Genomic DNA, 26,912 nt, shown 5'->3' on the forward strand with positions numbered 1-26,912 from the left:
CGTGAATGAAGCTAAGGAAAAGTTTGAAGCGGTTGGGGAAATTGCTGAGTTTAAAAGGAACGGCCAGGTTTTCAAGTTTATTGTCGGGAATTTGGTTTCCTTTTTCGGTGATCAAATTTACATGATTGCATTACCACTCATTGTATTAGCCATTACAGGCTCACCTTTAAGCATGGGGATTGTCGCTACCTTAGAACGCCTGCCTGTTCTGATACAGCCCGTTGCGGGAGTCATTGCCGATCGTTTTAATAGAAGAACAATCTTATTAGTTTGTGATTTACTTAGAGCTCTCATTGTTGGGGCTTTGGGGATGTTACATATTACCGGGTCGCTCTTGATGTGGGAAGTGTATGTAGGGTCTCTTGCGATAGGTGTGCTTACACAAATTTATAACACCTCCCAATTTGCCTCGATTCCCAGGCTAGTTCTAAAGAAAGACCTACAGTTAGCGAATTCTGTGAATACAGGCATCTTTAATATGGCAGTTTTTATAGGCCCCGGGTTAGGAGGAATACTGGTAAGCTTCTTCCACCCAGGTTGGGCACTTCTTTTGAATAGTGTCAGTTTTTTTGTTGGTTTTCTAACTGTGTTGAGTCTAAAGCTTGCAGAAGAAGTCCATAATGAGATTCCCAAAACATGGTGGGGTGAAATCAGAGAGGGATTTGTGTTTGTAAAAAATCAAAAGCCTATCTTATACACGAATCTTGCCATGCTTTTCTCCGTATTTGGAACAACTTTGTTTTTAACAATGATGATTGTCCATCTAAAGTTATCTGTCGATCTAAGTGCTGCTCAGATTGGCTGGCTGCTTTCGATTGGTGGAGGAGGGGCCGTGGCCGGTTCGCTGGTCACTAATGTATTAAAAAAGACATTCTCCTATCGGACGATTTTATTTACTGCAGGGTTCATAGGAGGCATTTCTATAATTTTATTCGGGGTAAGCGAGACGTTTATTAACTTAGCCATAATGAATATGATCGGGACAATTTCAGCTGCGATTATGAGTCCATGTATTGTAACGATTCGGCAGGTCCTCACACCCGACAGGCTTTTAGGACGTGTGCAGGCAACAAGCAGGTTCATGACATGGGTGTCCATGCCAGTCGCTGCTTTTCTAGCTGGTGTATTAGGAGAACATCTAAGTACTGGATTTCCTATCATTATAGGCGGCGTGATCTCGACTCTAGCAACGTTCATTTATTTACACCCGTCTTTGAGTAGACAAGCAGTAGAGTAAAAGAAAAACAGTCTGGTCATTGTTGTTACCAGACTGTTTATAACTTTTGCGGTAGTATCCTATATCAACTCTATCGACCGTTGAAGCTTGGTTTTGTATTCTTTAAAAAGGGTTTGTTGCCCACTGGAGAGACTGCTTAATAAAGATGCGCTGATGCAATTTCAGTTGCGCTACCATATATTCAGCTAGATCTTCTGGCTGCATGAATTTTTCTTTATCGGCTTCACTCAATTGGTCTCCAAAGCCCATATCCGTCGCCACTCGGCTTGGATTTAGTGTTTGAACTCTGATATTATCTCTACGTAATTCCTGCATAAGAGCTTCTGACATCCCTTGGACAGCAAATTTGGAAGCACTATAGGCCGTCGAACCAGCTGTGCCTTTCAACCCACTACTGGAAGAGACATTGATAATATCCCCTTTGTTCTTCTCAATAAGTTGAGGCAAGACCGCGCGGGTTACATGATAGGTGCCAAAGACGTTAACTTCTATCGTTTTTTTCCATTCGTCTGGATCTGCTTCAAGTAGAGAGCCGTGGCTTCCTATTGCGGCATTATTAATTAATATGTCAGCAGGGCCAATTTCATTTTTCAACACGTCGATGGCACGTTCGACCTCATCCATGCTGGCAATGTCTGCGGCAGCCACACTCGTGTGTACTCCATACTTTTTCGCTTCTTCTGCTACTTCTTTAAGCTGACTTTCCGTTCGAGCAAGCAGCCCAACATGAACGCCCTCTTTCGCTAGTTCCAAAGCCGTTGCGCGCCCGATCCCACGACCGGCTCCTGTAATATAGGCAACTTTTCCTGCAATTGCTTGTCCCATAAATCTACCTTCCTTTCTATGAAAGCTTTATAGCAAGTGTAATTGGGCAAAGGGGAATGTTCAATTGAAATGAAATGGCCCCCACCATATTTAAGGAGGTATATATGTCCATTTCAAACGATAATATAGTTTAAAGCTATTCATTAGTACATAAGGAGTGGTGAAGCATGATGATTAATCTGAAGAATGATGCAGGCATTACAAACGAAGTAAAAGTTGGGTTTAGTTGGACGACATTCTTCTTTGGGTTCTTCCCTGCACTATTTAGAGGGGATTTAAAATGGGCATCCATCATGTTCATATTTGCTGCCATTGCAGGAGCATTTACTTTTGGATTTGGTGCCTGGATTCCGGGCATTATATTTTCGTTTGTGTACAACAAGATTTATATTAAAGAATTACTGGAAAAAGGGTACCGTCCTGCGGATGAAAATACGAAATCTGTACTGCAAATGCACGGAATTATTTCTCCCGAGCCATCCTTGAATTAGGTACAAGAAAAAACCCCCCATTCACTGAGGTGAATGGGGGGTTTCGTTTAATAAGGGGGCCATGAAAGTACATAAAAGATTAATACTTAGCACACGGTGTATGCTAGATGAGAAATTGTATGATTTTAATAAATAAATGATTTTCCAAATTATGATAAAATTAAGTTTCATAGATGAGTAATAAGGAGAAAGATAGCTTGGAATTTCCTAAACGGAAAAGTAATCTACATAGCTTTATTTATTCTGATCATCCCTCTGAGGAGGCTTGCCGTTATCCCCGCGGAAAGCGAGCGATTTCCCCGACCACCTTTTCTAATAATAGGTAAAGGAAACAGCACTCTTTTAGAAAGTCGGTTAAAGGAGGCAATTCTGAAATAAGTAGTATTATTTTTCGCCAAAAAGAAGATTTAGCAAACGTTGAAAGAGGTGCCATACAGTGGAGTACGTTAAGGAAATTAGGAGCTTGATAGGGACGAGACCTTTTATTATTGTAGGATCAACTATTATTGTAAAAGACGAGCAGAACCGTGTGCTGCTGCAATTACGCTCAGACACCAAGGAATGGGGATTGCCAGGCGGAGCGATGGAACCTGGGGAGAGTTTCGTAGAGACAGCAAGGAGAGAGCTTTTTGAAGAGACAGGACTCACTGCTGGCCACTACGATCATATCGAAACATTTTCCGGTGAAAAGTTCTATTTTAAATACCCTAATGGTGATGAAGTTTACAATATAATCGCACTATTTATGGTCACAGAATGCACGGGAGAACTGATTATGGATGACGGAGAAAGTTTGTCACTTCAGTATTTTCCCATGCATGACTTGCCTATGAAACTAGATCAAAGAGCCAAACAGATCCTAGATAGAGTGGGTGTAAACAGATGAACGAGAAACTTGAGGGAAAAGAGGCTGCTATGAAATTTGTGAATAAAAACTTCCCAGAATGCCATGCAGCACTGCTGTCGGGAAGCGTCGTCCGAGGAGAAGACACTGAAACCTCTGATTTGGATATCGTCGTTTTTGATGAAAAGCTTCTTTCTTCTTATCGGGAATCCTTATATGAATTCGGATGGCCTATAGAGGTTTTTGCCCACAATTTTACCTCTTATAAAGAGTTCTACAAAAGTGACGTAAAACGAGCCCGACCTTCACTGCCACGGATGGTTGCAGAAGGGATCATTATTAAAGAGGATGTACGAATGAAGGCGTTGAAGCAAGAAGCTGTAGAAATTTTAGAAAAAGGACCTCCGCCTTGGACAGAAAAAGATATTCGTGCAAAAAGGTATTTTTTAACAGACACCCTTGATGATTTCATAGGTTGTGAAGATCGAGCAGAAGGAATGTTTATTTCCCAGACTCTCGCAGAACTGACAGCAGAGTTTGTTTTAAGGACAAATAACCAGTGGGTCGGTTCATCCAAATGGTGGGCCCGTGCTTTGCGGCAGTTTGATAAGGAGTTTGCCGAGCGGTTGTTTAAAACACTTGACTGTTATTACAGGAATGATGAAAAGGAGCAGGTAGTGAATGTAGTTGAAGGTGTATTGCGTCCATATGGTGGCCGTCTCTTTGATGGTTTTTCTATGGGGAAAGAAGGATGGAGGTCTTAAAAGTGAAGCGTATTATGGTCATGGGGGTATCGGCCGGCGCAGGTAAATCAACGTTTGCACGTAAATTAGGAGAAAAGCTGGAAATCTATGTTTATCATTTGGACCGCTTTTATTGGGAACCGGGTTGGAAAGAGGCAAGTCTTGAGGATTTTACAAGAAGACAGCAAGAAGCGATGAATCAGGAAGAATGGATTATAGAAGGTAACTACCAATCCACTTATCAAATTCGCGCCGATAAGGCGGATACCATTATTTATATAGACATGCCTTTAACCATCTGTTTGTACCGCGTGTTTAAAAGATGGATGATTCATAGAGGGAAAACAAGACCTGACCTTGGGGAAGGTTGTCCGGATAAGCTTGACTTTGAGTTTATTAAATTTATCGTAACCACATACCATTCAAGGAAGAAGAAAATGTATAAGAGACTGCAAGATTTTCAGGAAATCGGTGGCCCTAGAAAGGTCATTGTCTTGAAAGGAAGAAAGGCAGTAGAAACTTATCTTGAACATGTATGAATTCTCCTACAAGAAATGATCAGTGTATGCCGTCGAAAAGCAAGCTGCATCCTCATTTACTTATTTTAATAACGAGAGTAAATAGATTAAGATGTCTAAAGTAAAGAAAGCACCCCGGAGTATGAAAACTCACGGGGTGCATTTAAGTTTAAGCCGCTCCTTTTTCTTCTCGTTCTTCTGGCATTTGAAGCGGTTGAGGTTTACATTTTTTATTTGTTAGTTCAGAGACCGCATAAATCATAACAAATGCTGCGATACACGCAAGCGTACGGAATGGGAATAATACAATTCCATCCGCGTTAATCATTGGGTAAGGCAGGAAGGCTGGTAACCCTAGAGATGGTTCGCCGCCTCCAATTCTTAAGAATAGGGCTGTAACAAACCCAGCGATAGAACCATACAAGTTGGCTTTTTTATAGAAAAGCGCCATCGTCAACTGAGGGAACAAAATGGTATAGACGAGGTCTGAAGCCAGATACCACAATGTATAAACACTTTTCACATTCAATGCAATAATCATCGCGCCAACACCGACAATAATAATTGTACGTTTGATGACTTTCTTCAATTTGTCCTCACTGGCCTTCGGGTTGACTAATGGACGATAAACGTTCCAGGAAGCCATGGACGAAGCAGACAGAATAGAAGAGTCCATGGAGGACATGACTGCGGCAGCTAAAGCACCTAATCCAATCGCAGAAACGATTTCAGGTGTCAAATATCTTAATACGTGTGGAAGAATGACAGCTGGATTTTCCGGGGAAGGAAGTCCCATGCTTGCCCAGTCAATATTAAATCCTACAACACCGATTAATACGGCTGGAATAGCAGCAATGATACAAATGATTCCTGCAGTGATAGATAGCCACATCGCTGTTTTTTCATTTTTAGCGGAAAGAACACGCTGGAAATAAACCTGCCAGGCGATCCCACCAAAGATTAATAGTAAAGCATAGTCAATCCAATTCCAGAACCAATTTCCCCATGCTGGATCCTGCCATCCATTCAGTGGAGGGAAAAGGTTAGCGTAGGAACCGAGCTCTACAGAATAATTATCCCAGGCCGAGTTTAATCCACCAACATGGCCAAGCGCGAAGGGAACGACAAGAATCAGACCGATAAGTAGAATAGCCATCTGGAAGACGTCAGTGTAGGCAACCGCCCACATGCCTCCTGCGACTGTATAAGCGATCGCTATGATACCGGATAAAATAATAGAGGTGGTAAAATCGATATTTAAGATCGTACCAAAAGTCGTACCTAAAGCAGTTAAAATTGCAGCACTCCAGAACATTTCCCCAAGTAAAGCAGGGATGTATAAGACACCGGCCATTTTTTTACCAAACCGTTGTTCCAAAGGATCAATAATCGTCATGAATTCGTAGCGACGCATTTTCCTTGCATAGAAAATACCACCAATAATTAAGCTTAACGCATATCCCCATGGAGCCTGAGCCCATACGAGCCCGTCACTGTAGGTGAATTCAGCTGTTCCATTTACATAACCACCGCCGACCCATGTAGCGGCCATTGTGAACATGGCAATACCAAGAGGCAAGCTGCGTTTCGCAACCATCATATCTGAGAGGGAACTGGATTTGCTTGTAGCGAGGAAAGCACCGATGTAATAGACGAGGGCATAGAAGGCGATCATGGCAATGAATCCACCCCACTGGATGTTTTCATTGGTTAAAGCGATATATATGACAAATACGGTTAATAAGGCACCGATAAGAATAACGGGTGCATTCTTCTTCAAAAATGGTTGTTGCTTTTCCACTGACATCACTCCTTATAAATATTATCTGAATATTCTGTAAATTATAGAAGGCGTACGTCTCCCTCAAATAACGCTCTTCGTTATTTTTGAGAGGCGTATTTTATTTTTTTATTTTTTTTCGTCTATTGGGATGAGATCGAATATCTCTCCACTTTCAATAGAGTCAACCAGTTTTTGCAACCAATGATAGTAGGGGATGGAAGCTTCCAGTTGGTTGTATATTTCAGTCGCTTCTTCCTTTACTTCATCGGAAACTCCTTCTGTTTCAAGCAGCTCCTTCATTTCTCTTTGGGCCTGTCTAACAGCATCCAAGTTGATCTTGGCTTCTCTTAGCCATTTCTTAGCAAAGAATTTTGAGAAGAAACTAAAGAAATCCTTTTCAGCTACAAACGTTTGTCTGCGTGTTCCTTTTCGGAAAGTCTGCTTGACAATATCATAATTTTGCAGCTTCTTTACGCCGGTGCTCATGCTTGGTTTGCTCATCCCGAGCTTTTCCCGCATTTCATCGAGTGTCATATCATCTTCGAAATACATCGTTCCATACAGAGTACCCGCGCTGCGCGTAACCCCATACAAATCCATCGTTTCAGCTATAGAATCTATAACGAGTCCTTTCGCATTCTCGATGGTTTGCTTCGCATGTTCGTTTTTATTAATGGCCATTAATAACCTCCTCGCCATGCATTCAGCAAATTAATTTTATTAAATTTTTTCTTTACAACCTTTATCTTAACGTATAAATCCTTGTTGTCAAAATCAAAAAAAATCCATAATTCCTATAACCATTGTGACTCTAAGGCTAAACATTAATTCAATTTCTTAATCGCTTTGACAAACAAAAAAAGAGTTGATATCGTTAATAGATTTAAAAACGTTAATTTTTTTCTTTACAAATTTAACGATTTCTTTGAATAAGTGTGAAAAAGTGGAAATTGTTAATTGATGAAGAACAAGTTGATTACATCTCTAAAAACATTCGCTACATTATTAATGAAAGGAATTAATGAACTAGATCCACTAGCGATAGAACATGGTGGGAAGTATACCTGCCGTTCGTAAGTGGCTGGGGCTGTCAATTAGTTGAGTTAAAAATTGATATACTAAGCGGTGTTCAATGTTTCCAAAAAACAATATATTAAAGAGACGCTGAAAGCCCTCGAACAATCGAGAGGCTTTTTTTAATACAAAGGGTGAAGTATGCTAGTTATTAGATAAGGAAAAAATGAAACTATATTGTTATATTTATTAAGGTTTTTCTTTAGAAAAATTCAATAAGATCCACTATAATTAATGATATGTGAATGAATTCACAAATAGCCTTCTAAGTTAGGAGATACCCATAAATATGAAGCATCTCAGCAAATTAGCCTTTAGGCAAAAAACACTTGTTTTGCTATTGCTTATATCCTCGATGTTTATTGGTGCGACAATTATTGGTCAAGCCTACTTTTTTGTGGCGGTTGTGGATCGGATTTTCCTTGATGAGCAGTCGTTTCAAGACATTATTCCTCTTCTTGCTGGCCTGATTCTTGTACTTGCAGGAAGGTCTTTCTTTACATGGGCAAGCGGCCGGCTGGGGGTAAGAATGGCAACACGTGCAAAAAGCCATCTTCGAAAGGCTGTGATAGGGAAGTTTTCCAGAAACCCGCTGCAAGTTTCCCTCTCTGGACAGTCAGGAAGAAAGGTCAGCGTGCTCATGGATGCTGTGGATGAGGTTGATGGCTACTTCAGCAGTTATATCCCTCAAATGATACAAACAGCAGTCATCCCTGTCATGATCTTAGTGGTGGTCTTTACCCAGCACATTTATTCGGGACTAATCATGGTGATCACAGCCCCGTTTATTCCATTTTTTATGGCGATCATAGGCGTCATGACGAAGAAAAAATCAGAGGAGCAAATGGAGAAGCTTTCTGCTTTCTCAGGTACGTTTTTGGATACCTTGCAAGGTCTGACAACGTTGAAGTTATTTGGCCGCTCGAAGAAACAAAAAGATGAGATTGAAAGAAGCAGTCTCGGTTTCAGAGATGCCACCATGGCTGTCTTAAAAGTAGCTTTTATATCTTCATTGATGCTTGAATTCATTTCCATGTTGAGTATTGGTCTGATTGCTCTTGAGATTGCCATCAGACTTGTTGTTTATGAAAGCCTCGCCTTCTTTCCGGCCTTTTTCATCCTGGTATTGGCACCTGAATTTTACCTTACCCTGAAAGATTTCGGAAGTGCATTCCATACAGGGCGAGGAAGCACAGGGGCAGCCAACCAGTTGATGGGAGAATTGGAAAAAGAAGAACAAGGCGTAACATGGGGAGAAAAGAAACTGGAGGAATCTAAGACTCCGCCTCATATCGAGTTAGATGACGTCCATTTCAGTTACGGTTCAGGTTTTTCTCTACAGAGCATAGAAGCCAATCTCCCCCCTCAATCACAGACGGCAATTGTCGGTCAAAGCGGGGCGGGAAAATCGACGCTGCTGAATGTGCTGGCAGGTCTTGTCCAGCCTGACCAAGGCCAGGTCAAATTGAACGGTCATCCGTTATCTTCCTATATGGAAAAGGGTTGGTTTGGACAGCTTAGTTACATTTCCCAGCATCCTTATCTTTTTTCTGGAACGATTGCAGAAAATATTGAAATTGGTGGTCGCGGAAACCATTCAAGAGAAGAGGTTATGGCCGCAGCTGAAAAAGCAGGCCTGGAAGAACTGATCAAAACGTTAGAACAGGGATACGATACGAAGGTCGGCGAAGCTGGACGTGGTCTTTCAGGTGGGGAAAGGCAAAGGCTTGCTATCGCGAGGGCTTTCTTAAAAAAACCTTCTGTCATTTTGTTTGATGAACCAACGACTGGTCTGGATCTGAAAACAGAACAAATTCTTCAACAGTCGATCAAAGAACTCGCTGAAAACTCAACTATCATTACGGTGGCGCACCGAATGCATACGATCAAAAAAGCTGATCAAATCATCTTCTTAGAAGACGGGCATCTGATTGGAAAGGGTAGACATGAGGAACTATTAGAATCTCTCCCTGCTTACCGTGATATGGTCTATGTTCAACAAGGAGGAAGGACTACATGAAGGACTTAGGTGCGGTCATAAAAATCATTGTCATGGAAAAGAAGGATATCTATCTTTCTGTGTTATTCGGTTTTCTTGCGGGTATCTCGGCGGTCGGATTGTTTGCATCAAGCGGATATTTAATTTCAAGAGCCGCGTTACTGCCTCCGTTGTATGCTCTTACAGTACTGATAGCTTTTCTTAAACTCTTCGGATTTGTAAGAGCACTCGGACGATATGCGGAGCGTTATTTTTCACATCGGGCAACGTTTACAATGCTAAGCAACCTCCGGGTGACTTTTTATGAAAAGTTAGAGCCTCATGCGCCAAAAGTATTCCAGAAGTATCGGAGTGGTGATTTACTTTCGAGGATTGTCGGAGATGTGGAGAGTCTGCAAAACTTTTTCCTTCGTGTCTACTACCCTCCGGTCGTCCTGGTTATTATCTTTTTAAGTACAATTCTGTTCACATCTATTTTTTCCTTTTCATTAGCTGTGGTTTTGCTTCTGGGACTTGTTCTGACAGGCCTACTCATTCCCGCTTGGTTTGCGTGGCGACAGCGGAGGGTGGATCAGCAAGTAAGAGAAGCAAGGGGAAAACTTTCTACAGATGCAACAGAGTTCCTCTATGGATTTAGGGATTTGAAAATCTATCAGCAGCTAGATGCGAAGGAGGAAGAACTACAGCAATCTTCTGCTGAGTATATTAAGGAGCAAGAAAAAGAGGGCGCGCAAATGATGTTCAGTCATTCGATGAACACGATGTTTTCTTTAGTCATTTCCTGGCTTGTGTTGGGGTTGGGTGCCTACCTTGTTAGTAAAGGGGATTTGAACGGGCTGTTCTTAGCGATGCTTGTTATGATTTCTCTTACTGTTTTTGAAAATGCGACACCGATGGCCGTACTCCCAAGTCACTTAGAAGACAGCAAACGAGCTTCTAAGCGGTTGTTTTCCATTGTGAGTGAGGATAGAGATACAGTGGTTAAAGAGCCTCTTCAATTAGAAGGAGGCGAAGCCCCTGAGATTGAGATGAACAACGTAGATTATCATTACCCGGGTGAAGCAAGGAAGGCTTTGGATGGAGTTACTCTTTCTATTCCTTCTGGTGCCAAAATAGCTGTTGTCGGTCCAAGTGGGTCCGGAAAATCCACACTGCTGCAGCTGTTAATGAAATTTGCGAAACCTGAACAAGGAAGGGTCTACATGGATTCTTTGCCATTAGAGTCTATTAATCAAGAAAGCTTATGGCAGCATAGCAATGTCGTTCTCCAGGAAAATCATTTTTTCTATGGAACGATTGAGGATAATCTTCAGCTGGCTGGTGAAGGTGTCAAAAGGGAAGAAATGGTGAAGGCGCTTGAAAGTGTTGGTTTATCCCGTTTTTCTCTTGAAGACACCGTCTATGAAAAAGGAGAGAACCTCTCAGGAGGAGAAAAACAAAGGCTTGCAATCGCAAGAGCTCTGTTGAAAGGAGAACGACTCTGGCTGCTGGATGAACCGACCTCATCCATAGATGCACTGACAGAACAAAAGGTTTACAATCACTTGTTCTCAAAAGCTGCCGAAGACACATTACTATTAGTCAGCCATCGTCTCACAGGACTAGAAGGTATGGACCAAATCGTTGTCATGGAAAATGGATCCATCGTCGAGTCAGGAACCTTTGAAGAGCTGATGAACAAGCAAGGATACTTCTACCAAATGAAACAAATCGAACAAACGGTATTCGGATAAGATGAATAATGCAAAAAATAACCACCTCAGGTCATCCATATAATGGAAGTCCTGAGGTGAAGTTTATTCCATTTTTATAAATGGATTTAGAGACATCCGGTGTACCATATAACTTAGTAATAATAGGGATATCCATAGTATGGATAAGTGGAATAATAGTACGGATATGGGGTGACATAAGGGAACAGGGCAAGAGCAGTCAAAGTGGCAAGTGGAAAGAAAGATCTGCGGAACCGTCTTGCTCTTCGGCGGCTATAGCCAAATTGACGCTGTTCATCTACAGGGTTTCCGTTCTCATCCACTTCTACATCTTCGCTAATGAGCATCGTAATGCCATCGTCTTGCACATCAGTAATGATCCCATCAGCAGAGCCGCCATCATTCATAACGATCATGACATGGTAGAATTGATACTTTTTACAATTGCTATGAGAAGGTTTCATATAACCTTGAGATTGAGGCATTGCAGCTCCCTGAGTCTGGTGCGTATTTCGTTCTTCAGTCATTTATAACCAACTCCTCACACCCATGATATTCACCCAGCCCAAATTTGTTACAAAAAATTTTGTAAGGGTTTCCATTAGGAACAGAATCTATATTTTAGTAAACTGAAACTAACATGGAAAGGTGAGGTGGATGGTATGAAAACGAAAGCTCCTTTTGAATTAACTCATAATATGCATCTGATTGATGGCTTTGATTTAGGGTTTGAGGGCAGAACAGGTACATATGTGCTTCAGTCTGAAAAATTAACATTAGTAGAAACAGGTCCAAGTCCTTCGGTTCCGAGAGTACTGCAAGGGTTAAAAGCACTTTCTCTCAAGCCAGAGGATGTAGAATACATCATCTTGACCCATATTCACCTTGATCATGCTGGCGGGGCAGGTCTTTTAATGAAGGAATGCCCAAATGCCAAAGTGATCGTTCATGAAAAAGGTAAACGTCATTTAGCAGACCCTTCCCGGTTGATTAAAGGGGCAAAAGCCGTGTATGGGCAGAAGTTTGATGAACTGTTCGATCCGATCCTGCCTATTCCGGAAGAAAACCTAATTGTGAAACATGAGGGAGATACTCTGGAGATTGGCTATAATCATACCCTGACATTCTATGACACTCCTGGTCATGCGAAGCACCATCTAGGAATCCATGATTCTTTAAGCAATGGAATATTCACAGGAGACACAGCTGGGATCAGGTACCATCAAACAGAAGATCACCAACTGACTTTTTATTTGCCGACAACATCACCCAATCAGTTTGACCCAGATGCGATGCTTCAATCCATAGACAGGTTTCGAAGGCTCAACCCGGATCGGTTATACTTTGGCCATTTTGGTGAGTCCAAGCAGCCTAAGGAAGCTTTTGATCAAGTCAGCTTATGGATTCCTGTTTTTGTTGAAGAAGCGAAGCAAGCAATGGAGCTGGATGAAGGTCTTGAAGGTATTGAGCAGCGGCTCTATCAAAAGATTCGTTTCTATTTAAAGGAGAATAACATCCCCGACGACCATCATGTGTATAATCTGTTGAAACTTGATATAGAAGTTTGTGCGATGGGGCTCGCGGACTACCTGAATAAACAATAAGCTTAAAAGGCATAAGCAAATCACGCTTATGCCGTTTTTATTTATAGCTTTTAAGCCTCGCTTTCAATATAGCTTGGGTCCGTAACCTTGGGAGAGGTTTGGTGTGGCTGGGAAACGACTCGCTTTCCTGCGGGGGAACTGTCAAGCTTCCTCGTTCGCTACGCTCTCTGTGGGGTCTCACCTAGATCCTTCTCCCGCGGGAGTCTCGCCGTTTCCCAGTCACACCTGCTGTCAAGAAGTTAACGGACCCTTTACCATTCGAATAGCTTTTATAACCAAACAACTGCTATGTTGATAATCCTTATATGGCGTTTTGTTCACTTAAATAAATGTAAAGTGAAAGGGGAAATGGTGTGACTAATTCGGGAATGTTATAGCTGGTATGACCCAACAGGTGGGAAAACTCAGGAGGCTTGCCGTCATTCCAGTGGCAAGGGAGCGATTTACCCGAACGCCTAGTCTGGCTACTAGGTAACGGAAACATCCCCACATTAGCATCGAAACTAAGTCTTCAGGATAAGAAGGTTTAGTTGAAAGAAGGTAGCTTCATCAAAACCACTGATAATAAAATTAATGAAACGAATTTGAGTTTCATAACGTAAATAAGACATCACATAAATAGGAGAGAGAGAAATGATTGGAATTTTAACTACAACGATCTTATCGTTTATTCTGTATTTTCTATTGGCTATCATCGCCTATATGAAAAATCCAATGAGACGCAACCTGATCATGAAGAATGCGATTGGATTGTTTATTTTCGGCGTCATTATCATGATCGTATTCGTCTACATCTTCATGCCGACCATCACGATTCCCAATTTATTAATTTTAAACACGATTGTGGCGATTCTGTTAGTACCACTCATCTACGCTGGAGCAAGAGTCCCTGTCAATGCTAAAACATCCTTCAACTCCTGGACGGGAGGCATCGCCGTTGTTGTGGCACTCGCCATTATTGGTGTATTCGTCTACAGCATTGTCGCTCTTGGTGAAACGTATGACTCGATTTCAAAATCCGAAGAAGAGGAAGCAAGACCTTTAAATGAAGAAAACACCCCGATTTCAGTGGCACCCGAATCGGCCAGGAATAAGGTGCAAAAAGCGATGAGTGTTGTGCCCAACACCCAGTTTTATGATTTAGGAAAATTACAGGCTCAGAGCGTAGGAGAAGAGATTGTCTATATCGCGCCAGTCGAATTCACAAGCTTTTGGAGATATATCCGTGGAAATGAAACGGAAGGCTACTTTTCTATTCCGGCAACGAACGTGAATGCCCAACCTGAGTTTATTGAAAGTAAAATGAGGTATACCAACTCAAGTTACTTCCACCATAATGTTCAACGTGCGGTTTATGGCAAGCACCCCGACTATATTCAAAGCGGGGAAGCTCAGATCGAAATTGATGATGAAGGGAAACCCTGGTATATCCAGACGATTTATAAGCCGTTGTTTTTCTCCAACCGTCCTGATATGAACCAAATTAGGGTCGCAGTCGTTAATCCAGTGACGGGAAATGTGGACACTTATGATGCAAGTGAAGCCCCTGAATTTATAGAAGGATCCGTGAGCTCTGAGTTGGCTGCAATTGAAAATGAGTATTTCGGAAAATATGTGCACGGCTGGCTGAATTCTATTTTTGGTAAGAAAGATGTCAAGATCCCCAATGAATCCGGTACAGAAAGCAGCGTAACTCCAATTTTCAGTGAGGAAGGCGAAATGTATTACTTTACAGATATGGCTTCTCCGAAGGAAAATATTGATTCTGCGCTCGGCTACACGTTAATCCACGCCAGAACAGGAGCGCTGACTTACTATAATGGTCAGAAGAACAATGGAATAATGGATAGTAAGGGTGCGAAACAGATCGTCAATAAAGAGTTTCCTGAAAAGAACTGGACTGGTTCAATGCCGGTTTTGTATAACGTGGATGGCCACCCGACTTGGATTGTAAACGTTCTTGATCCTAATGGGTTATTTAAGCAATATGCTTATATAAAAGCGTCTGATTCAGATTTTGCCGTATTTGGAGATACAGCGAAGCAAACCTTAAATGCTTACCGGCTTCAGCTTGCCCAGGACCCGAGCACTGTTGAAGGCAGCGGTGGAGTAGAGCTGACAGAGAAAAGCGGTGTTATTAATCGTGTGCTCGTCACTTCTACGGAAGCACGGCAATCTGTCCAATTCTTATTACAAGGAGAAACGACGATATACACGGTTAATACGAGTAAAGCACCTCTAGCTATTTTCTTAAAAGAAGGCGACAAAGTAGAGATGCAGGCGAGAATCCGCGATAACGGAACCGCTACTGTCGAAGAGATGCAAATTGAAGGAATTAACCAATAAGAATTCTTTGCCTCCTACGTTTCATTCTGTAGGGGGTTTTGCTATTCCTCTATTTTTTATTTATTTATGATAAAATAATGGAAAGAACATTTTAGGAGGTAATCGAAATGTCAAAAGCTACATTTGCAACAGCAATCAATTGTATGGATGGGAGAGTACAGCTTCCGGTCATCCACTGGATGAAAGAAAATTATCAGGTCGAGTACATAGACATGATTACGGAGGCTGGCCCGAACCATTTTATTTTAAACGGAACAGAAGAAGGACTTGAGTCTATGAAGTCGAAAGTTAAAATTTCCACAGAAAAGCACGGTTCAGAAGTCGTAGCTGTTGTCGGTCACCATGACTGTGCAGGAAACCCTATCGACAAAAATGAAAAAGTTGCGCAAACGAAAAAATCCTTAGAAATTATTCGTTCATGGGAGCCTTCTGTTACCGTCATCGGATTGTATGTGAATGAAAACTGGGAAGTAGAAGTTATCTCTCAATAAAGGAAAACGTCACTCGTATAGCGAAAATAATTAGGTGATAAATTTTCGCACGAGGGAGCGATGGAATGTGGAACAGGCGAGCTGTTTTGAGTTGTTGGAGGATGAATGGGATCCCATATACGTAGAGCTTCAGAAGTTTTCTCAAGCCCAAAACGTCGTACACATATCGCCTTTTACGATTACGAAAAACAATTATGACCTTTATGAAATTGAGAGTGATGGCATTCACGATTGTGTAAGTACACTTGAACAGTGTTACCGTTATTTATGTGAATACAGTGAAAAATAAGGAGAGAGCCTTGGTCAAGGCTCTCTCCTTTTGTTGAGGGAGCCAGGGAACTCTTGTAAAATGTAAAAATGAATCTTATACGGAAATAGGTGTTCCACATGAAAAAACAGATCGTTATCGGAGCAGGTATATTAGGAGCTTCAACCGCCTATCACTTAGCAAAAAGAGGAGTGGATGTAACGGTCATAGATCGCAATGATTTAGGGCAGGCCACAGAAGCTGCAGCTGGAATCGTATGCCCCTGGTTATCGCAAAGACGAAATAAAAAATGGTATCGTCTCGTCAAAGGCGGCGCCAAATATTACCCTGAACTAATTCAGATGTTAAAGGAAGATGGCGAGGACGAGACTGGCTACAGCAGAGTAGGAGCAATCAGCCTTCATACTGATGATAAAAAACTCGATCAAATGGTGGAGCGTGCATTAAAGAGGAGAGAGGATGCCCCGGAAATCGGAGAAGTTACCCGCTTGAGTCCAGAGGAGACCAAAAATCATTTTCCTCCTTTAGCTGACGGATATGGATCAGTCCACGTCAGCGGTGCTGCAAGGGTTAATGGACGTGCTTTAAAAGAGTCTCTTTTGAATGCTGCCCAAAAAAACGGTGCGACGTTTGTCCAGGGCGATGCTTCCTTGGCTTTTGATAAAAACGAGGTGATAGGAGTCAAGGTGAACGGTGAAACCATTCGTGGACAGGTGCTGATGACGGCAGGCGCATGGGCAAAGCCGCTACTTAAACCTCTCGGGGTCGAATTTTTAGTTTCTGCTCAAAAGGCACAAATTGTCCACCTTGAACTGCCAAATACAGACTCGAGCAAGTGGCCAGTCGTAATGCCGCCAAACAATCAGTACATGCTTTCCTTCGGCGGAGGCCGCATTGTCGCCGGTGCGACCCACGAGGATGATGTAGGGTTCGACAACCGTCCTACAGCGGGAGGCATGCATTATATTTTCGACAAGGCATTGGAAATCGCTCCTGGATTATACGACAGCACTCTTGTAGAAACACGAGTTGGCTTCCGTCCATTCACTCCAGGATTTTTACCTGTTTTTGGGGAAGTGCCCAATATAGGTGGATTGCTAGTGGCCAATGGATTAGGAGCCTCAGGCTTAACTTCAGGCCCCTATCTGGGTGCAGAGCTTGCACGTCTGGCACTTGGAGAGGAAACTGAATTAGATCCAGCCGACTATGATGTAGCGGAAGCGATCCGTACAGAGGAATAACGATACAAAAAGGATGTCCTACCGCCTCGTAGGACATCCTTTTTAATTTTGTTCAGGATAATCACAATACTCAATTATGGTGCCTTCCGTGTCAGCCGGGTTCAAGTAAATTAATCGCCTGCCATGTTTATTGGTGCGGAGAGACCAGTCAAGCGTACGAATCCCTTGTAGTTCAAGCTCCTTCCGAGCCTCATCCAGATCTTCAACCTGATACGCTACATGGTGGACGCCTTTCCCTTTTTGCTTTATAAACCGAGCAATGGGCGAAGTCGTATTATTTGTCGGCATCAGCAGCTCTGTTCTGTCGCCATCAAGATCGATGATGGCAATTTCGCTCTCGACCCCTTCAGCTTCACTGCGGTACCGGTCAATCATTGAACCTCCGAGAACCTTCGTGTAAAACTCAATACTTTCCTCTATATTTCGTACGGCAACGCCGATATGGTCTAACTTTTTCTTCATCAAAAAATCTCCTTATACTATGGTCCATCCATTTTATCACATTAAAAAACAGCCTCTTATGGAAAGAGGCTGTTTTGTAGAGTTATCCCAGATGTTTCACGACTTCTTTAGCTACAACTTCTGTAGACTGCGGGTTTTGCCCCGTAATTAAATTACCATCAACTTCATGGTGCGTAGCCCATTTCTCACCTGTTAGAACTGTGGCACCTAGCTCATTCAGTTTGCTTTCAAGTAAGAATGGCATATGTTTATCTAGTGTTGTTTCCACTTCTTCCGCATCGGTAAAGGCACTTACTCGTTTGCCTTTCACAAGAGGTTCGCCATTCGATAAAGTAGCTCCAACTAAACCTGAAGGACCATGGCAGACTGCTGCTACAACTTTATCAGATTCGTAAAAGCTGCGAAGTAGTTTCTGAAGTTTTTCGTTGTCAGGGAAGTCAAACATTGTACCATGACCTCCTGGAAGGAAGATGGCATCAAAATCCTCAGCAGTTACTTCACTAATTGGTATTGTATTTTCTAAATGCGGCTTAGTATTTAAAATCTCTTGCGGCTCATCTTCGCTCACACTATTTGGATCCACAGGAGATTCCCCGCCAGAAGGACTTGCCACCGTCACTTCATAGCCGTGGTTTTTAAACTCATTATAGGCTTCTCCAAATTCGGATAACCAAATCCCTGTCGGTGTATCCTCAGTAATCTTTGCATGATTGGTCACTACCATTAATACTTTTTTAGACATTTAAATTCCTCCTTATCTAAAGTAGGTATAGCCATGAAATCATAGTACGGCAGGTTTATACAAAACAAAAAATATGCTTGCCATTTGAGTAAATGAAACTATACAAAGTGTCGACATGTGAGGATTTTCCCTCTAACTACGAACAGTAAACATGGGTGTTCGTCCGTTGACAAAAGGAATATTCAATCATACGATAAGTGTATATATGAATATATGTGCATATAAGGAAGGTGCCGATATATGGAAAAAGATCCTAAACACGAAGTGGACGGAAATGAAGAGGAAGTAGAACAATTAGATGAGGAGACGTTGTTTGTTGTCTCCCAAACGTTCAAAGCGTTGTCCGACCCGACTAGAATTCGAATCCTTCATCTTCTCTGTAAACAGGAGATGTCTGTAAATCAAATCGCAGATACATTAGAACTAAGACAGTCAACGGTATCTCACCAATTGCGGTTTTTGAAAAATTTACGTTTAGTCAAGTATCGGAGAGCGGGAACGACCTTATACTATTCCAATGATGATGATCACGTTATGAACGTTTTGCAGCAAACGATTAACCACGCTCTTCACCATTAAAGGGGAGTAGAAATATGAAGGAGTTTAAGCTTCAGGGATTATCCTGTGCAAACTGTGCAGCAGAAATGGAAAGTGAAATAAAAAAACTGGACCATGGCGAAGATTCTCAACTGAAATTCGGATCCAGCAAACTGATGGTCGATGAGGACGTAGACCTAGCGAAAGTCCGTCAAATTCTTAAATCGGACGGTGCAACGTTAGTGGAAGAAGAAGGTGATGAGTATCATCACCATGACCATTCACACGGCCCCACCATGAAGCTGCTCGTCATCTTTTCCGGTCTGATTTTCGGTTTAACATTTTTTGTTGAGAGCATGGTCCCGGGATTTGTTTTAATTTTGATGTATATTGTGGCAATGGCAATTAGCGGTTACCAGACGTTTATCAAAGGCGCAAAGAACCTTGTTCGGTTGAAATTCAACATTGATACGTTAATGACCATTGCCCTTGTCGGAGCAGTTGCCATAGGGGAATGGCGGGAAGCCACTATGGTCGCGATTCTTTTTGGATTGAATGAGTATTTAGAAGGCTTAGGCATGGAAAAAGCTCGTCATTCTATGGAGAAACTTTTGAAAGTGGCACCAAAGCAAGCGACCCTGCTATGTGAGGACGGGACGGAAACGATCGTCCCTATAGAATCTTTGGAAAAAGGGGATATTGTGCTCGTCAAAGCAGGTGAGAAGATTCCATCAGATGGAATTGTCATAGAAGGCTTCAGTTCCGTTAATGAAGCGGCTATCACCGGAGAGTCACTACCAGTAGAAAAAGCTCCTGGTGAATCGCTTTACGGCGGCAGCATTAACAATGAAGGGCTAATCAAAGTAAAGATCTCCAAAGCTTATCAGGACTCTTCCTTAGCTAAGATTTTGCACCTTGTTGAAGATGCGCAGGACAGAAAGACTCCGACAGAGCTGTTTATCAATCGTTTTGCCAAGTACTACACGCCATTAATTATGGTGATTTCCGGTCTAGTCATGATCGCACCGCCCATACTGACGAGTGCTGCATGGGGAGCGTCCTTTTATCAAGGATTAGCCGTTCTTATTGTGGGGTGTCCATGTGCATTGATTCTTTCTTCGCCGATTGCAATCATTGCAGGAATTACAAAGAATGCCCGGAATGGAATTTTAATCAAAGGCGGAGTATTTCTTGAGCAGCTAGGCAAGATTGAAAGTATCGCTTTTGATAAAACAGGGACACTCACAAAAGGAGAACCGATCGTACAAGAAGTGAAAGTCTACCACGAAGATTTTTACAAAATTGCCGGTTCGATTGAAAAAAGCTCTTCACACCCGATTGCTAAAGCAGTCATGAAGGAAGTCGAAACGACACAACAGACATTGGTAGAGCCTACGGTCGTTAATGCTATTCCTGGAAAAGGGATTGAGGCAGAGATTGAAGAGCGTGCCTACCATATCGGTAGTGAACAGACGATTACTCATCTGACAATTCAGGAAATGCAGCAAAGGGATATTGATGCCCTTAAGGAGGAAGGTTATACTCTTGTCATCGTATCAAGTGATGAAGAACTTCTCGGTGTATTTGGAATAGCGGATGAAATTAGAGAAGAAAGTGCAGGACTTATGCAACGCCTTCACCAAGCAGGGATTCAACATACGATCATGCTTACTGGCGACCATGAAAAAACAGCACGCAAAGTAGCTGGAAAAATTGGCGTAACTGATGTATATGCAGACCTACTTCCAGATCAGAAAGTTGATCAGGTGAAAGCGTTAAGCCAAAGCACTAAAATTGCGATGGTAGGCGATGGGATTAATGACGCCCCAGCGCTTGCAACAGCTGATCTTGGTATTGCCATGGGAAAAGGTACCGACAGTGCGATTGAAACAGCTGATATTGTTTTGATGCAGGATCACCTTGGCAAGCTGCCTAGTGCGGTTAAAATAGCTAAACAAGTAAACCGGGTAGTGAAATTAAATATTTCGCTTGCATTAGGGTTAAAGCTGTTCGCGTTATTACTGACGATTCCAGGTTGGTTGACCTTATGGGTCGCCATCTTGTCAGATATGGGTGCGACAATCCTTGTAACACTGATTAGTCTTACGATCTTATGGCAAAAGTCAGAGGTACAATCTCATACACCTAAAGAAGAAGTAGAATTCCAGCCTTCTGCGTAAAATTGATATGGTGTTTTTATAAAGGGGCTTTCCATGGCTTGTAGAGTAATCACTATTTGTGCTCTACAAGCTTTTGTGGTTTGTCGTGAGCAAACGAATCTTCATCAATTACCTGAAGCTCAAAGCTTACCGCTTTGGGCTTTTCTTCTTGGATATCTTTTATTCACCTGATTATGTATATTTTACCTCTCCTTCACAGAGTCTAATAAAAAAGGTAAAGGATTCTTTCAATGACGAGAGATGGAAAAATCAGTTACGTACAACTGCTCTTTTTAGTCATGATGTCTTCGGGTTTTTATAATCACGTTATTTTGACACCCCCTGTTTTGAATGTGGCGAGAAGAGATGCATGGATTTCTGTGTCTATGACGACGGTGTCCTTCCTCATTGTTCTTTTGATTATATTCATCATTCATAAACTGACAAAAGACCAATCTCTATTTCAGTTCATTCAAGAAGGTCTCGGAAAAGTAGGTAAGTGGCTATTTGTTATACCTCTATTGGCTTATCTAAGTATCAGTGGATTTATTACGTATTTCGACACGATCATGTGGACGAAAGTTTCGTATTTACAGAGTACTCCTCAAATTTTTTTAGCTGTTCTAACTTTACTGGTAGTTATTTTAATGCTTAAAGAAGGAATGGAGACTTTAGCGATTTCAGCAGGAGTTCTGCTTCCCTTCGTTGTGATTTTAGGTATTTTTGTAACCATTGCTAATATGCAGAATAAAGATTACTCCTTACTGTTTCCTGTGATGGTTGAAGGATGGGAACCCGTGTGGAAAGGTTTCATTGTTGGAAGCAGCGGAGCAATCGATTTGGTTCTTCTTTTGTGTATTCAAGATCAAGTGAAAAAAAAGATGGCGTTTTGGAAGTATTTAATAATTGGTGCTTTACTTCTAAATCTTTTAGTAGCACCGATTACAGGGGCTATAGCTATGTTTGGGCCAGAGCACGGTGCTGAATTAAGATATCCGGCATATGAGCAATGGAGGATGGTATCCATAGGGGCTTATATTACGCATGTGGATTATTTGACGATTTATCAGTGGCTTTCGGGCGCTGTGATAAGGATAGCTCTAATCATATACTTGATCCCAGCTATTTTTACTATTAAAAAAGTAAAGGTGAAAAGAAGGCTTCAATTGGGGTATGCAGTTCTTTTAGTTCTTAGCTTATATGCACCTTTATCCGATATGCAGTTCTATAATTTATTGAAGAAATTTGTTTTGCCCGGTTTTGTGTATGGAATGGGTCTGTACCTTTTCTTATTGTTGGGAGCGGTAGTATGGATTCATAGGAGGCGGACATCTTGAACAGGAAAAATGAAAAGCACGAGATTACAGAACAAGCTGTCACGTTTACTGAAGAATCTTTGAGAGAACTATTTGACGGGTGCGCCGATGTTAAATTTCATCAAGCAGATACATCTGTGGGGAAAATACTCGTGGTTTACTGTAAAGGGTTGTACGATCAGACTGCTTTATTTCAGTACGTGCTGAGACCTATTATGCATAACAAAAGAAAAAGAGCAGATTTGAAGGACGTTCTTCCAGCAAATGTAACAGAGCTTGGTACATCGCTTACCAAAGAAAAGATGGTCAACATCGTTTTTAAAGGAAAGGCAGTCATTCTCCATGAAGAGGATTCCCAATTATGGAAAATCGAAGCCATTGACCATCCAATGCGGAATGTAGAGGAACCAAGTACAGAAGTATCGATTAGAGGATCGAAGGAAGGCTTCGTTGAAGAAATTGTCATGAATACGGCTCTTGTACGTAAGCGACTTAGAACTTCCAGTTTGAAGGTCGTATCTTTCGTTGTAGGTAAACGTACGAAGACCACCGTGCAGCTGCTTTACTTGGAGGATGTAACCAACAAGGAAATGATTGATGAGGCTAAATCCAGGCTTGGGAATATTAATATTGACGGAGTGGAGAGCAGCTTGCAAATTGAGGAATTGATTGCTGATCGAAAACATCCATTGTTTCCCTTATTTGCCTATACAGGAAGGCCGGACTTTGTAGTGGAAAGTTTGATGCATGGCAGGTTTGCCATTTTGGTTGATGGTACCCCGACAGCTCTCATCGCACCGGTCAATTTATTTTTCGTGTTAAAAACAGCGGAGGATAGCAATGTTTCTTCCATCTTTGTCCTTTTTGAACGGTTTCTACGCATGGTGGGGTTGTTCATTGCTTTATTCGTGCCTGCTTTTTGGATAGGATTGATTACTTATCATCCTGACCAACTTCCATTTACTCTTTTAGCAACCGTCACACTTTCGAGGGACGGTGTTCCCTTTGCTGCTCCTGTAGAGTGTTTTCTAATGTTATTCTTATTTGAATTATTTAGAGAAGCAGGTGTTCGATTACCTATGGTAGTTGGACAAATCTTATCGGTGGTAGGTGGTTTAATTATTGGGCAGGCCGCTATCGCAGCAGGTTTGACAGCACCTGGAATCCTTGTTGTCAATGCAGTCGCTCTTGTAGCTACTTTCACCTTGATCAATCAATCATTAACAGGTCTTGTAGGTATTTTACGTTTGGTCATTTTACTTGTCACTTCTATTTTTGGAATGTTCGGATTTTTCATTTGTCTGTTTGCAGTAGTTGGTTATTTAGCAAGTATGCGATCGTTCGGGGTCCCATACCTGGCTCCTTTTGCACCATTGAAACCTGGAGACTTGAAAAAATCCGTATGGAATTCGGCCAATGATACATACCGAAGACCAGAGATGCTGGATCCTATTGATACTACGAGAAAAAGGCAGTGAATAAATTGTACAGAAAATGGATGATACTTGTCTTATTTTCTCTAATGTTTTTGGGAGGTTGCTGGGATAGTAAGACTATTGAGCAAGTGAATTATGTTTCCGGTTTGGGTATAGATTATGAAAATGGAGAATTTCATATCTATACGAGGTTCCTTCAATTTGAGAACGTGGGTAAACAAGAAGGTGGTGGGGGTTCCCAGGAAGAATTACCGATTTGGGTTGCAAAAGGCATCGGTAAAACCTTCGATAGTGCAACTGATAATCTTTACTATACTGCTCAACAGCCTGTTTCATGGGCCCATATCGGTGAGCTGGTCATAACAACCAGGGCTTTGGAAAAGGACGGAATTCTTGATGAGATCATGGATGTGCTCAACCGCTATTCGGAGACGAGAAGTGAAGTGATGCTTTACGCCACCGATGAGGAACTCTCCAGTCTAGCACAAGGGAGACCGATTTTAGGAACTTCTCCCTGGTATTCAAGAATCAACAATCCCTACCCTGTTTTCCGGCAGTTTTCCCTCATTACACCTATTACTTTGCGGGAGTATTTGATTGATCAAAAGGAACCTGGAAAAATGTTAGATATTCCTAAGTTTGCCCTTAATGCTAAGCAGTGGAAGAAAGGGAATGAACCGCATCCTGTTCATGAATTTGGCGGAAGTGCTTATCTCTATAGAGGGAAGTACAAAGGGAGTCTTTCTGCAGAAGAAGAGAAAGGTGTTCGGTGGATGCAGAAAGAGTCTAATAGGATACCTCTTTATTTATACAAGAATGAAGGAGATTACGCTTCGATAATCTTTACCGATCCTAAAATTGATATCAAGCCTGAGATTCATGGTGAAGAGGTGAGTGTGTCTGTAAAAGTAGAGGTAACAGGGGAAATTATTGAGAATCCATTCCATAAAGGTGACCAAACGCTTGCTAAAGAAGCTGAACAGCAAATTGAAGAACAAATAAAAAACACCTATTTAACAGCTTTAGAGAAAAACATTGACGTCTATCAACTCACGTACCATGTGTACAAAAAGAACCCCAAAGCCTTTAAAAAGCTTGGCCTTGAACATAAAGATTGGATGAAACCTGAGACATTAAAAGATTTAAAAGTAAAAGCAAGCATTGTTTCTTCAGGTAAACTAAAAATAAAAGAATAAGCATTAACAAGGAGCTCTCTTAGAGAGCTCCTTGGCTTTTTTATATGAATTTTTCCTATTTTCACCACCTCAGGTCATCCATATTATGGATGACCTGAGGTGGATGATAATGGAAATTATATAGGCGTTAGACCTGTTTTACTGGTAAGGACGGTTTCTTATGTTTCAAATTGCATGACCAATGGGAAAAGATACTTACCACTATTTTGAATTCAAGAAAATTATGGTTTCTTTTCCGTTAATCCCAGTCTTATAAAGATACATACTTTTGCTACATTCAGAGACGATAAAACTATACTAAGAGTGAGGAAACAGCTATGATGATCTATTTAAATGATTTTCCACATATGAATATTGAACACATATTCGGTCCAAGCCAGCAAATCGTAAACCACTTGGCCTTTCATTCAAAGCGTGTAGAACCGCACTCTGCTTTTTTCAGCATCAAAGGAGAAACGTTTGATGGGGACTACTACATTGAAGAAGCAATAGAAAGAGGCGCAAACGTTATTGTTGGGACAGATCCTATATTATTTCAGTACTTGAGTTACCGAAACCCATACTGCACGTTCGTAGTAGTAAAAAATATCCGGCAAGCCATGGCTTCTTTTTCGAAGTTCTTTTTTAATGCACCGGATGAAGACATCAAAACCATCGGTGTGACAGGTACAAATGGAAAAACGACGGTAACCGCTTATGTCAGGTCTTTATTGACGCTTCTTGGAATGCCGACAGGGTCTATAGGAACAACAGGGATATGGACTTCAAAAAGGAAGCTCGATTACAAAAAAAGTACTCCTACGACGCCTGAATCTTTAGACCTTCATCAAATTTTTAGGGATCTTTACGAGATGAATGATGAAGCAGCAGTCATGGAAGTATCATCGATTGCCCTTGATCAGCATCGAGTGGATGGAATCTATTTTGATGTTGCGATTCATACGAATTTTTCTGAAGAACATCTGGAGTATCATAAGACGATTGAACACTATAAGGAATGTAAATTGAGGTTATTTGAACAGGCTAAACACAAAGTCGTAAACCTTGATGATAAGGGAATGGGGGAAGACTTGCAGGAAAAATGCGCAGGATCGATGATCTCTTACAGCATTGAATCTCATCCTAAAGCAGATTTAAAGGCGGAAAACATCGAAGTCATAGAAGAAGGATCTTTCTTTAACTTGAGTTATAAAGGGGACTCTTACCGTGTATATGTTCCTGTTTATGGCACATACAATGTAGCCAATGTCCTTTCGGCGATTGGTACAGCACTTCACCTTGGATACAGCATTTATGAGGTGCTAACCGTCCTGCCTGAATTGGAAGGACCAGAAGGGCGTTTTCAAGTGATTCAAACCCCTCATAACCAAAAAGTCATCCTTGATTATGCTCATACACCAGTAGCCCTGAACCGTTTGCTTGAAGAAGTGAAAAAACTCGATTACAACCGATTAATTGTGATGATCGCAGGAATCGGCATTCGCGATTTTAACAAAATGCCAAAGATGGCAGCAACTATAGAAGGCAAAGCGGATGAAGTAGTGGTGACTGTCGACCATCCTGGTTATAACGACCCGCAAACAGTTGTTGATCAAGTGCTTACGGGATTCCAACAGCCCACCGCTCCGAATGTCCACACATCTTTAACAAGAAGAGAAGGCGTACTGAAATCACTTGAGTTGGGCCAAGAGAATGACATCATCCTGCTTACAAGCGGGTGTATCAATAATGCGCAAATTATAAAAGGAGAAGAAATTCCGCATTCTGATGAAGAGATCATTCATGCGTATTTCCCTCCAGTTGTCCAATAAAAACAGATCAGGTATTTGGCCTGATCTGTTTTTTGTGATGAAATTGGTGCAATCCAGACAGAGAATGGTGCAATACC

24 protein-coding genes are annotated in these 26,912 nt (G+C 41.7%); 18 read left to right on the plus strand and 6 right to left on the minus strand.

Annotation, left to right across the window (positions count from 1 at the left end; all coding sequences use genetic code 11):
• Position 1 precedes the first annotated feature (1 nt).
• Positions 2-1,237: an MFS transporter gene (locus tag ACRYKC_RS14375; protein ID WP_433807512.1), complete on the plus strand. Its 1,236-nt coding sequence runs from the start codon at positions 2-4 to the stop codon at positions 1,235-1,237.
• A gap of 102 nt (positions 1,238-1,339) precedes the next feature.
• On the opposite strand, the gene ACRYKC_RS14380 is transcribed toward ACRYKC_RS14375, so the two are convergent.
• Entirely contained in the window at positions 1,340-2,062 is a 723-nt protein-coding gene (locus ACRYKC_RS14380; RefSeq protein WP_433807514.1) for a 3-ketoacyl-ACP reductase, read from the minus strand.
• A gap of 167 nt (positions 2,063-2,229) precedes the next feature.
• On the opposite strand from ACRYKC_RS14380, the gene ACRYKC_RS14385 reads away from it, so the two are divergent.
• The 4 genes from ACRYKC_RS14385 (at position 2,230) to ACRYKC_RS14400 (ending at position 4,679) form a co-directional block, all read left to right on the plus strand.
• The gene (locus tag ACRYKC_RS14385; protein ID WP_433807516.1) at positions 2,230-2,553 is read left to right on the plus strand and encodes a DUF2628 domain-containing protein; all 324 of its coding nucleotides are present in this window, start codon (positions 2,230-2,232) and stop codon (positions 2,551-2,553) included.
• A gap of 436 nt (positions 2,554-2,989) precedes the next feature.
• Positions 2,990-3,439 (plus strand): NUDIX hydrolase, encoded by a 450-nt coding sequence (locus ACRYKC_RS14390; protein WP_433807518.1) that lies wholly within the window; start codon positions 2,990-2,992, stop codon positions 3,437-3,439.
• Complete coding sequence (locus ACRYKC_RS14395) at positions 3,436-4,161, plus strand: nucleotidyltransferase domain-containing protein (RefSeq protein ID WP_433807520.1); 726 nt, start codon at positions 3,436-3,438, stop codon at positions 4,159-4,161. The genes ACRYKC_RS14390 and ACRYKC_RS14395 overlap by 4 nt, the downstream gene beginning before the upstream one ends.
• 2 nt (positions 4,162-4,163) lie before the next feature.
• A complete protein-coding gene (locus ACRYKC_RS14400; protein WP_433807522.1) occupies positions 4,164-4,679 on the plus strand; it encodes a P-loop NTPase family protein in 516 nt (171 codons plus the stop codon).
• A gap of 148 nt (positions 4,680-4,827) precedes the next feature.
• On the opposite strand, the gene ACRYKC_RS14405 is transcribed toward ACRYKC_RS14400, so the two are convergent.
• Positions 4,828-6,459, minus strand: a complete 1,632-nt coding sequence (locus ACRYKC_RS14405; RefSeq protein WP_433807524.1) for a high affinity choline transporter 1 — start codon at positions 6,457-6,459, stop codon at positions 4,828-4,830.
• Between the two features lie 108 nt (positions 6,460-6,567).
• Positions 6,568-7,122, minus strand: a complete 555-nt coding sequence (gene cudC, locus ACRYKC_RS14410; protein WP_433807526.1) for a choline uptake/conversion transcriptional regulator CudC — start codon at positions 7,120-7,122, stop codon at positions 6,568-6,570.
• A 682-nt stretch (positions 7,123-7,804) separates the two neighbouring features.
• Between cudC and cydD the strand changes: the two genes are divergently transcribed.
• A complete protein-coding gene (cydD, locus tag ACRYKC_RS14415; protein WP_433807528.1) occupies positions 7,805-9,535 on the plus strand; it encodes a thiol reductant ABC exporter subunit CydD in 1,731 nt (576 codons plus the stop codon).
• Positions 9,532-11,247 (plus strand): thiol reductant ABC exporter subunit CydC, encoded by a 1,716-nt coding sequence (cydC, locus tag ACRYKC_RS14420; RefSeq protein WP_433807530.1) that lies wholly within the window; start codon positions 9,532-9,534, stop codon positions 11,245-11,247. The genes cydD and cydC overlap by 4 nt, the downstream gene beginning before the upstream one ends.
• A gap of 113 nt (positions 11,248-11,360) precedes the next feature.
• Here the strand turns inward: cydC and ACRYKC_RS14425 are convergent, their stop codons facing one another.
• Positions 11,361-11,753 carry a hypothetical protein gene (locus ACRYKC_RS14425; RefSeq protein WP_433807532.1) on the minus strand — a complete coding sequence of 131 codons (393 nt, stop codon included), beginning with the start codon at positions 11,751-11,753 and terminating at the stop codon, positions 11,361-11,363.
• Positions 11,754-11,888: 135 nt separating this feature from the next.
• Between ACRYKC_RS14425 and ACRYKC_RS14430 the strand changes: the two genes are divergently transcribed.
• The 5 genes from ACRYKC_RS14430 to ACRYKC_RS14450 all read left to right on the plus strand — a co-directional run bounded on the left by ACRYKC_RS14430 (position 11,889) and on the right by ACRYKC_RS14450 (position 17,176).
• Positions 11,889-12,830 (plus strand): MBL fold metallo-hydrolase, encoded by a 942-nt coding sequence (locus ACRYKC_RS14430; RefSeq protein WP_433807534.1) that lies wholly within the window; start codon positions 11,889-11,891, stop codon positions 12,828-12,830.
• Positions 12,831-13,463: 633 nt separating this feature from the next.
• Positions 13,464-15,176, plus strand: a complete 1,713-nt coding sequence (locus tag ACRYKC_RS14435) for a DNA-binding protein (RefSeq protein ID WP_433807536.1) — start codon at positions 13,464-13,466, stop codon at positions 15,174-15,176.
• A gap of 107 nt (positions 15,177-15,283) precedes the next feature.
• Positions 15,284-15,667 (plus strand): carbonic anhydrase, encoded by a 384-nt coding sequence (locus ACRYKC_RS14440; RefSeq protein WP_433807538.1) that lies wholly within the window; start codon positions 15,284-15,286, stop codon positions 15,665-15,667.
• Positions 15,668-15,734: 67 nt separating this feature from the next.
• Positions 15,735-15,956 carry a hypothetical protein gene (locus tag ACRYKC_RS14445; protein ID WP_433807540.1) on the plus strand — a complete coding sequence of 74 codons (222 nt, stop codon included), beginning with the start codon at positions 15,735-15,737 and terminating at the stop codon, positions 15,954-15,956.
• Positions 15,957-16,054: 98 nt separating this feature from the next.
• Positions 16,055-17,176 carry an NAD(P)/FAD-dependent oxidoreductase gene (locus ACRYKC_RS14450; RefSeq protein ID WP_433807542.1) on the plus strand — a complete coding sequence of 374 codons (1,122 nt, stop codon included), beginning with the start codon at positions 16,055-16,057 and terminating at the stop codon, positions 17,174-17,176.
• Positions 17,177-17,218: 42 nt separating this feature from the next.
• Here the strand turns inward: ACRYKC_RS14450 and ACRYKC_RS14455 are convergent, their stop codons facing one another.
• Both ACRYKC_RS14455 and ACRYKC_RS14460 read right to left on the minus strand, forming a co-directional pair.
• On the minus strand, positions 17,219-17,638 hold the full coding sequence (locus ACRYKC_RS14455; RefSeq protein ID WP_433807544.1) for a VOC family protein: 420 nt from the start codon (positions 17,636-17,638) through the stop codon (positions 17,219-17,221).
• An 82-nt stretch (positions 17,639-17,720) separates the two neighbouring features.
• Positions 17,721-18,380 (minus strand): type 1 glutamine amidotransferase domain-containing protein, encoded by a 660-nt coding sequence (locus tag ACRYKC_RS14460; protein ID WP_433807546.1) that lies wholly within the window; start codon positions 18,378-18,380, stop codon positions 17,721-17,723.
• Positions 18,381-18,620: 240 nt separating this feature from the next.
• On the opposite strand from ACRYKC_RS14460, the gene ACRYKC_RS14465 reads away from it, so the two are divergent.
• The 6 genes from ACRYKC_RS14465 (at position 18,621) to ACRYKC_RS14490 (ending at position 26,835) form a co-directional block, all read left to right on the plus strand.
• Positions 18,621-18,959 carry an ArsR/SmtB family transcription factor gene (locus tag ACRYKC_RS14465; protein WP_433807548.1) on the plus strand — a complete coding sequence of 113 codons (339 nt, stop codon included), beginning with the start codon at positions 18,621-18,623 and terminating at the stop codon, positions 18,957-18,959.
• Positions 18,960-18,973: 14 nt separating this feature from the next.
• Positions 18,974-21,097 carry a heavy metal translocating P-type ATPase gene (locus ACRYKC_RS14470; RefSeq protein WP_433807550.1) on the plus strand — a complete coding sequence of 708 codons (2,124 nt, stop codon included), beginning with the start codon at positions 18,974-18,976 and terminating at the stop codon, positions 21,095-21,097.
• A 230-nt stretch (positions 21,098-21,327) separates the two neighbouring features.
• The gene (locus ACRYKC_RS14475) at positions 21,328-22,413 is read left to right on the plus strand and encodes a GerAB/ArcD/ProY family transporter (protein WP_433807552.1); all 1,086 of its coding nucleotides are present in this window, start codon (positions 21,328-21,330) and stop codon (positions 22,411-22,413) included.
• Positions 22,410-23,870 (plus strand): spore germination protein, encoded by a 1,461-nt coding sequence (locus ACRYKC_RS14480; RefSeq protein WP_433807554.1) that lies wholly within the window; start codon positions 22,410-22,412, stop codon positions 23,868-23,870. The genes ACRYKC_RS14475 and ACRYKC_RS14480 overlap by 4 nt, the downstream gene beginning before the upstream one ends.
• A gap of 20 nt (positions 23,871-23,890) precedes the next feature.
• Entirely contained in the window at positions 23,891-25,024 is a 1,134-nt protein-coding gene (locus ACRYKC_RS14485) for a Ger(x)C family spore germination protein (RefSeq protein WP_433807556.1), read from the plus strand.
• A gap of 317 nt (positions 25,025-25,341) precedes the next feature.
• Complete coding sequence (locus tag ACRYKC_RS14490) at positions 25,342-26,835, plus strand: UDP-N-acetylmuramoyl-L-alanyl-D-glutamate--2,6-diaminopimelate ligase (protein WP_433807558.1); 1,494 nt, start codon at positions 25,342-25,344, stop codon at positions 26,833-26,835.
• Positions 26,836-26,912: the final 77 nt, after the last annotated feature.

Origin of the sequence: Halobacillus sp. A1-3, assembly GCF_050971765.1 — a bacterium.
Taxonomy (GTDB): Bacteria; Bacillota; Bacilli; order Bacillales; family Halobacillaceae; genus Halobacillus; species Halobacillus mangrovi_B.

Bases quoted from the DNA above. Each gene is read 5' to 3' on its own strand.
- ACRYKC_RS14430 (WP_433807534.1), top strand. From the start codon at position 11,889: ATGAAAACGAAAGCTCCTTTTGAATTAACTCATAATATGCATCTGATT.
- ACRYKC_RS14475 (WP_433807552.1), top strand. From the start codon at position 21,328: ATGACGAGAGATGGAAAAATCAGTTACGTACAACTGCTCTTTTTAGTC.
- ACRYKC_RS14395 (WP_433807520.1), top strand. From the start codon at position 3,436: ATGAACGAGAAACTTGAGGGAAAAGAGGCTGCTATGAAATTTGTGAAT.
- ACRYKC_RS14450 (WP_433807542.1), top strand. From the start codon at position 16,055: ATGAAAAAACAGATCGTTATCGGAGCAGGTATATTAGGAGCTTCAACC.
- ACRYKC_RS14460 (WP_433807546.1), bottom strand. From the start codon at position 18,380: ATGTCTAAAAAAGTATTAATGGTAGTGACCAATCATGCAAAGATTACT.
- cydD (WP_433807528.1), top strand. From the start codon at position 7,805: ATGAAGCATCTCAGCAAATTAGCCTTTAGGCAAAAAACACTTGTTTTG.
- cydC (WP_433807530.1), top strand. From the start codon at position 9,532: ATGAAGGACTTAGGTGCGGTCATAAAAATCATTGTCATGGAAAAGAAG.
- ACRYKC_RS14470 (WP_433807550.1), top strand. From the start codon at position 18,974: ATGAAGGAGTTTAAGCTTCAGGGATTATCCTGTGCAAACTGTGCAGCA.
- ACRYKC_RS14490 (WP_433807558.1), top strand. From the start codon at position 25,342: ATGATGATCTATTTAAATGATTTTCCACATATGAATATTGAACACATA.
- ACRYKC_RS14465 (WP_433807548.1), top strand. From the start codon at position 18,621: ATGGAAAAAGATCCTAAACACGAAGTGGACGGAAATGAAGAGGAAGTA.
- ACRYKC_RS14380 (WP_433807514.1), bottom strand. From the start codon at position 2,062: ATGGGACAAGCAATTGCAGGAAAAGTTGCCTATATTACAGGAGCCGGT.
- ACRYKC_RS14425 (WP_433807532.1), bottom strand. From the start codon at position 11,753: ATGACTGAAGAACGAAATACGCACCAGACTCAGGGAGCTGCAATGCCT.
- ACRYKC_RS14435 (WP_433807536.1), top strand. From the start codon at position 13,464: ATGATTGGAATTTTAACTACAACGATCTTATCGTTTATTCTGTATTTT.
- ACRYKC_RS14485 (WP_433807556.1), top strand. From the start codon at position 23,891: ATGATACTTGTCTTATTTTCTCTAATGTTTTTGGGAGGTTGCTGGGAT.
- ACRYKC_RS14440 (WP_433807538.1), top strand. From the start codon at position 15,284: ATGTCAAAAGCTACATTTGCAACAGCAATCAATTGTATGGATGGGAGA.
- cudC (WP_433807526.1), bottom strand. From the start codon at position 7,122: ATGGCCATTAATAAAAACGAACATGCGAAGCAAACCATCGAGAATGCG.
- ACRYKC_RS14385 (WP_433807516.1), top strand. From the start codon at position 2,230: ATGATGATTAATCTGAAGAATGATGCAGGCATTACAAACGAAGTAAAA.
- ACRYKC_RS14455 (WP_433807544.1), bottom strand. From the start codon at position 17,638: ATGAAGAAAAAGTTAGACCATATCGGCGTTGCCGTACGAAATATAGAG.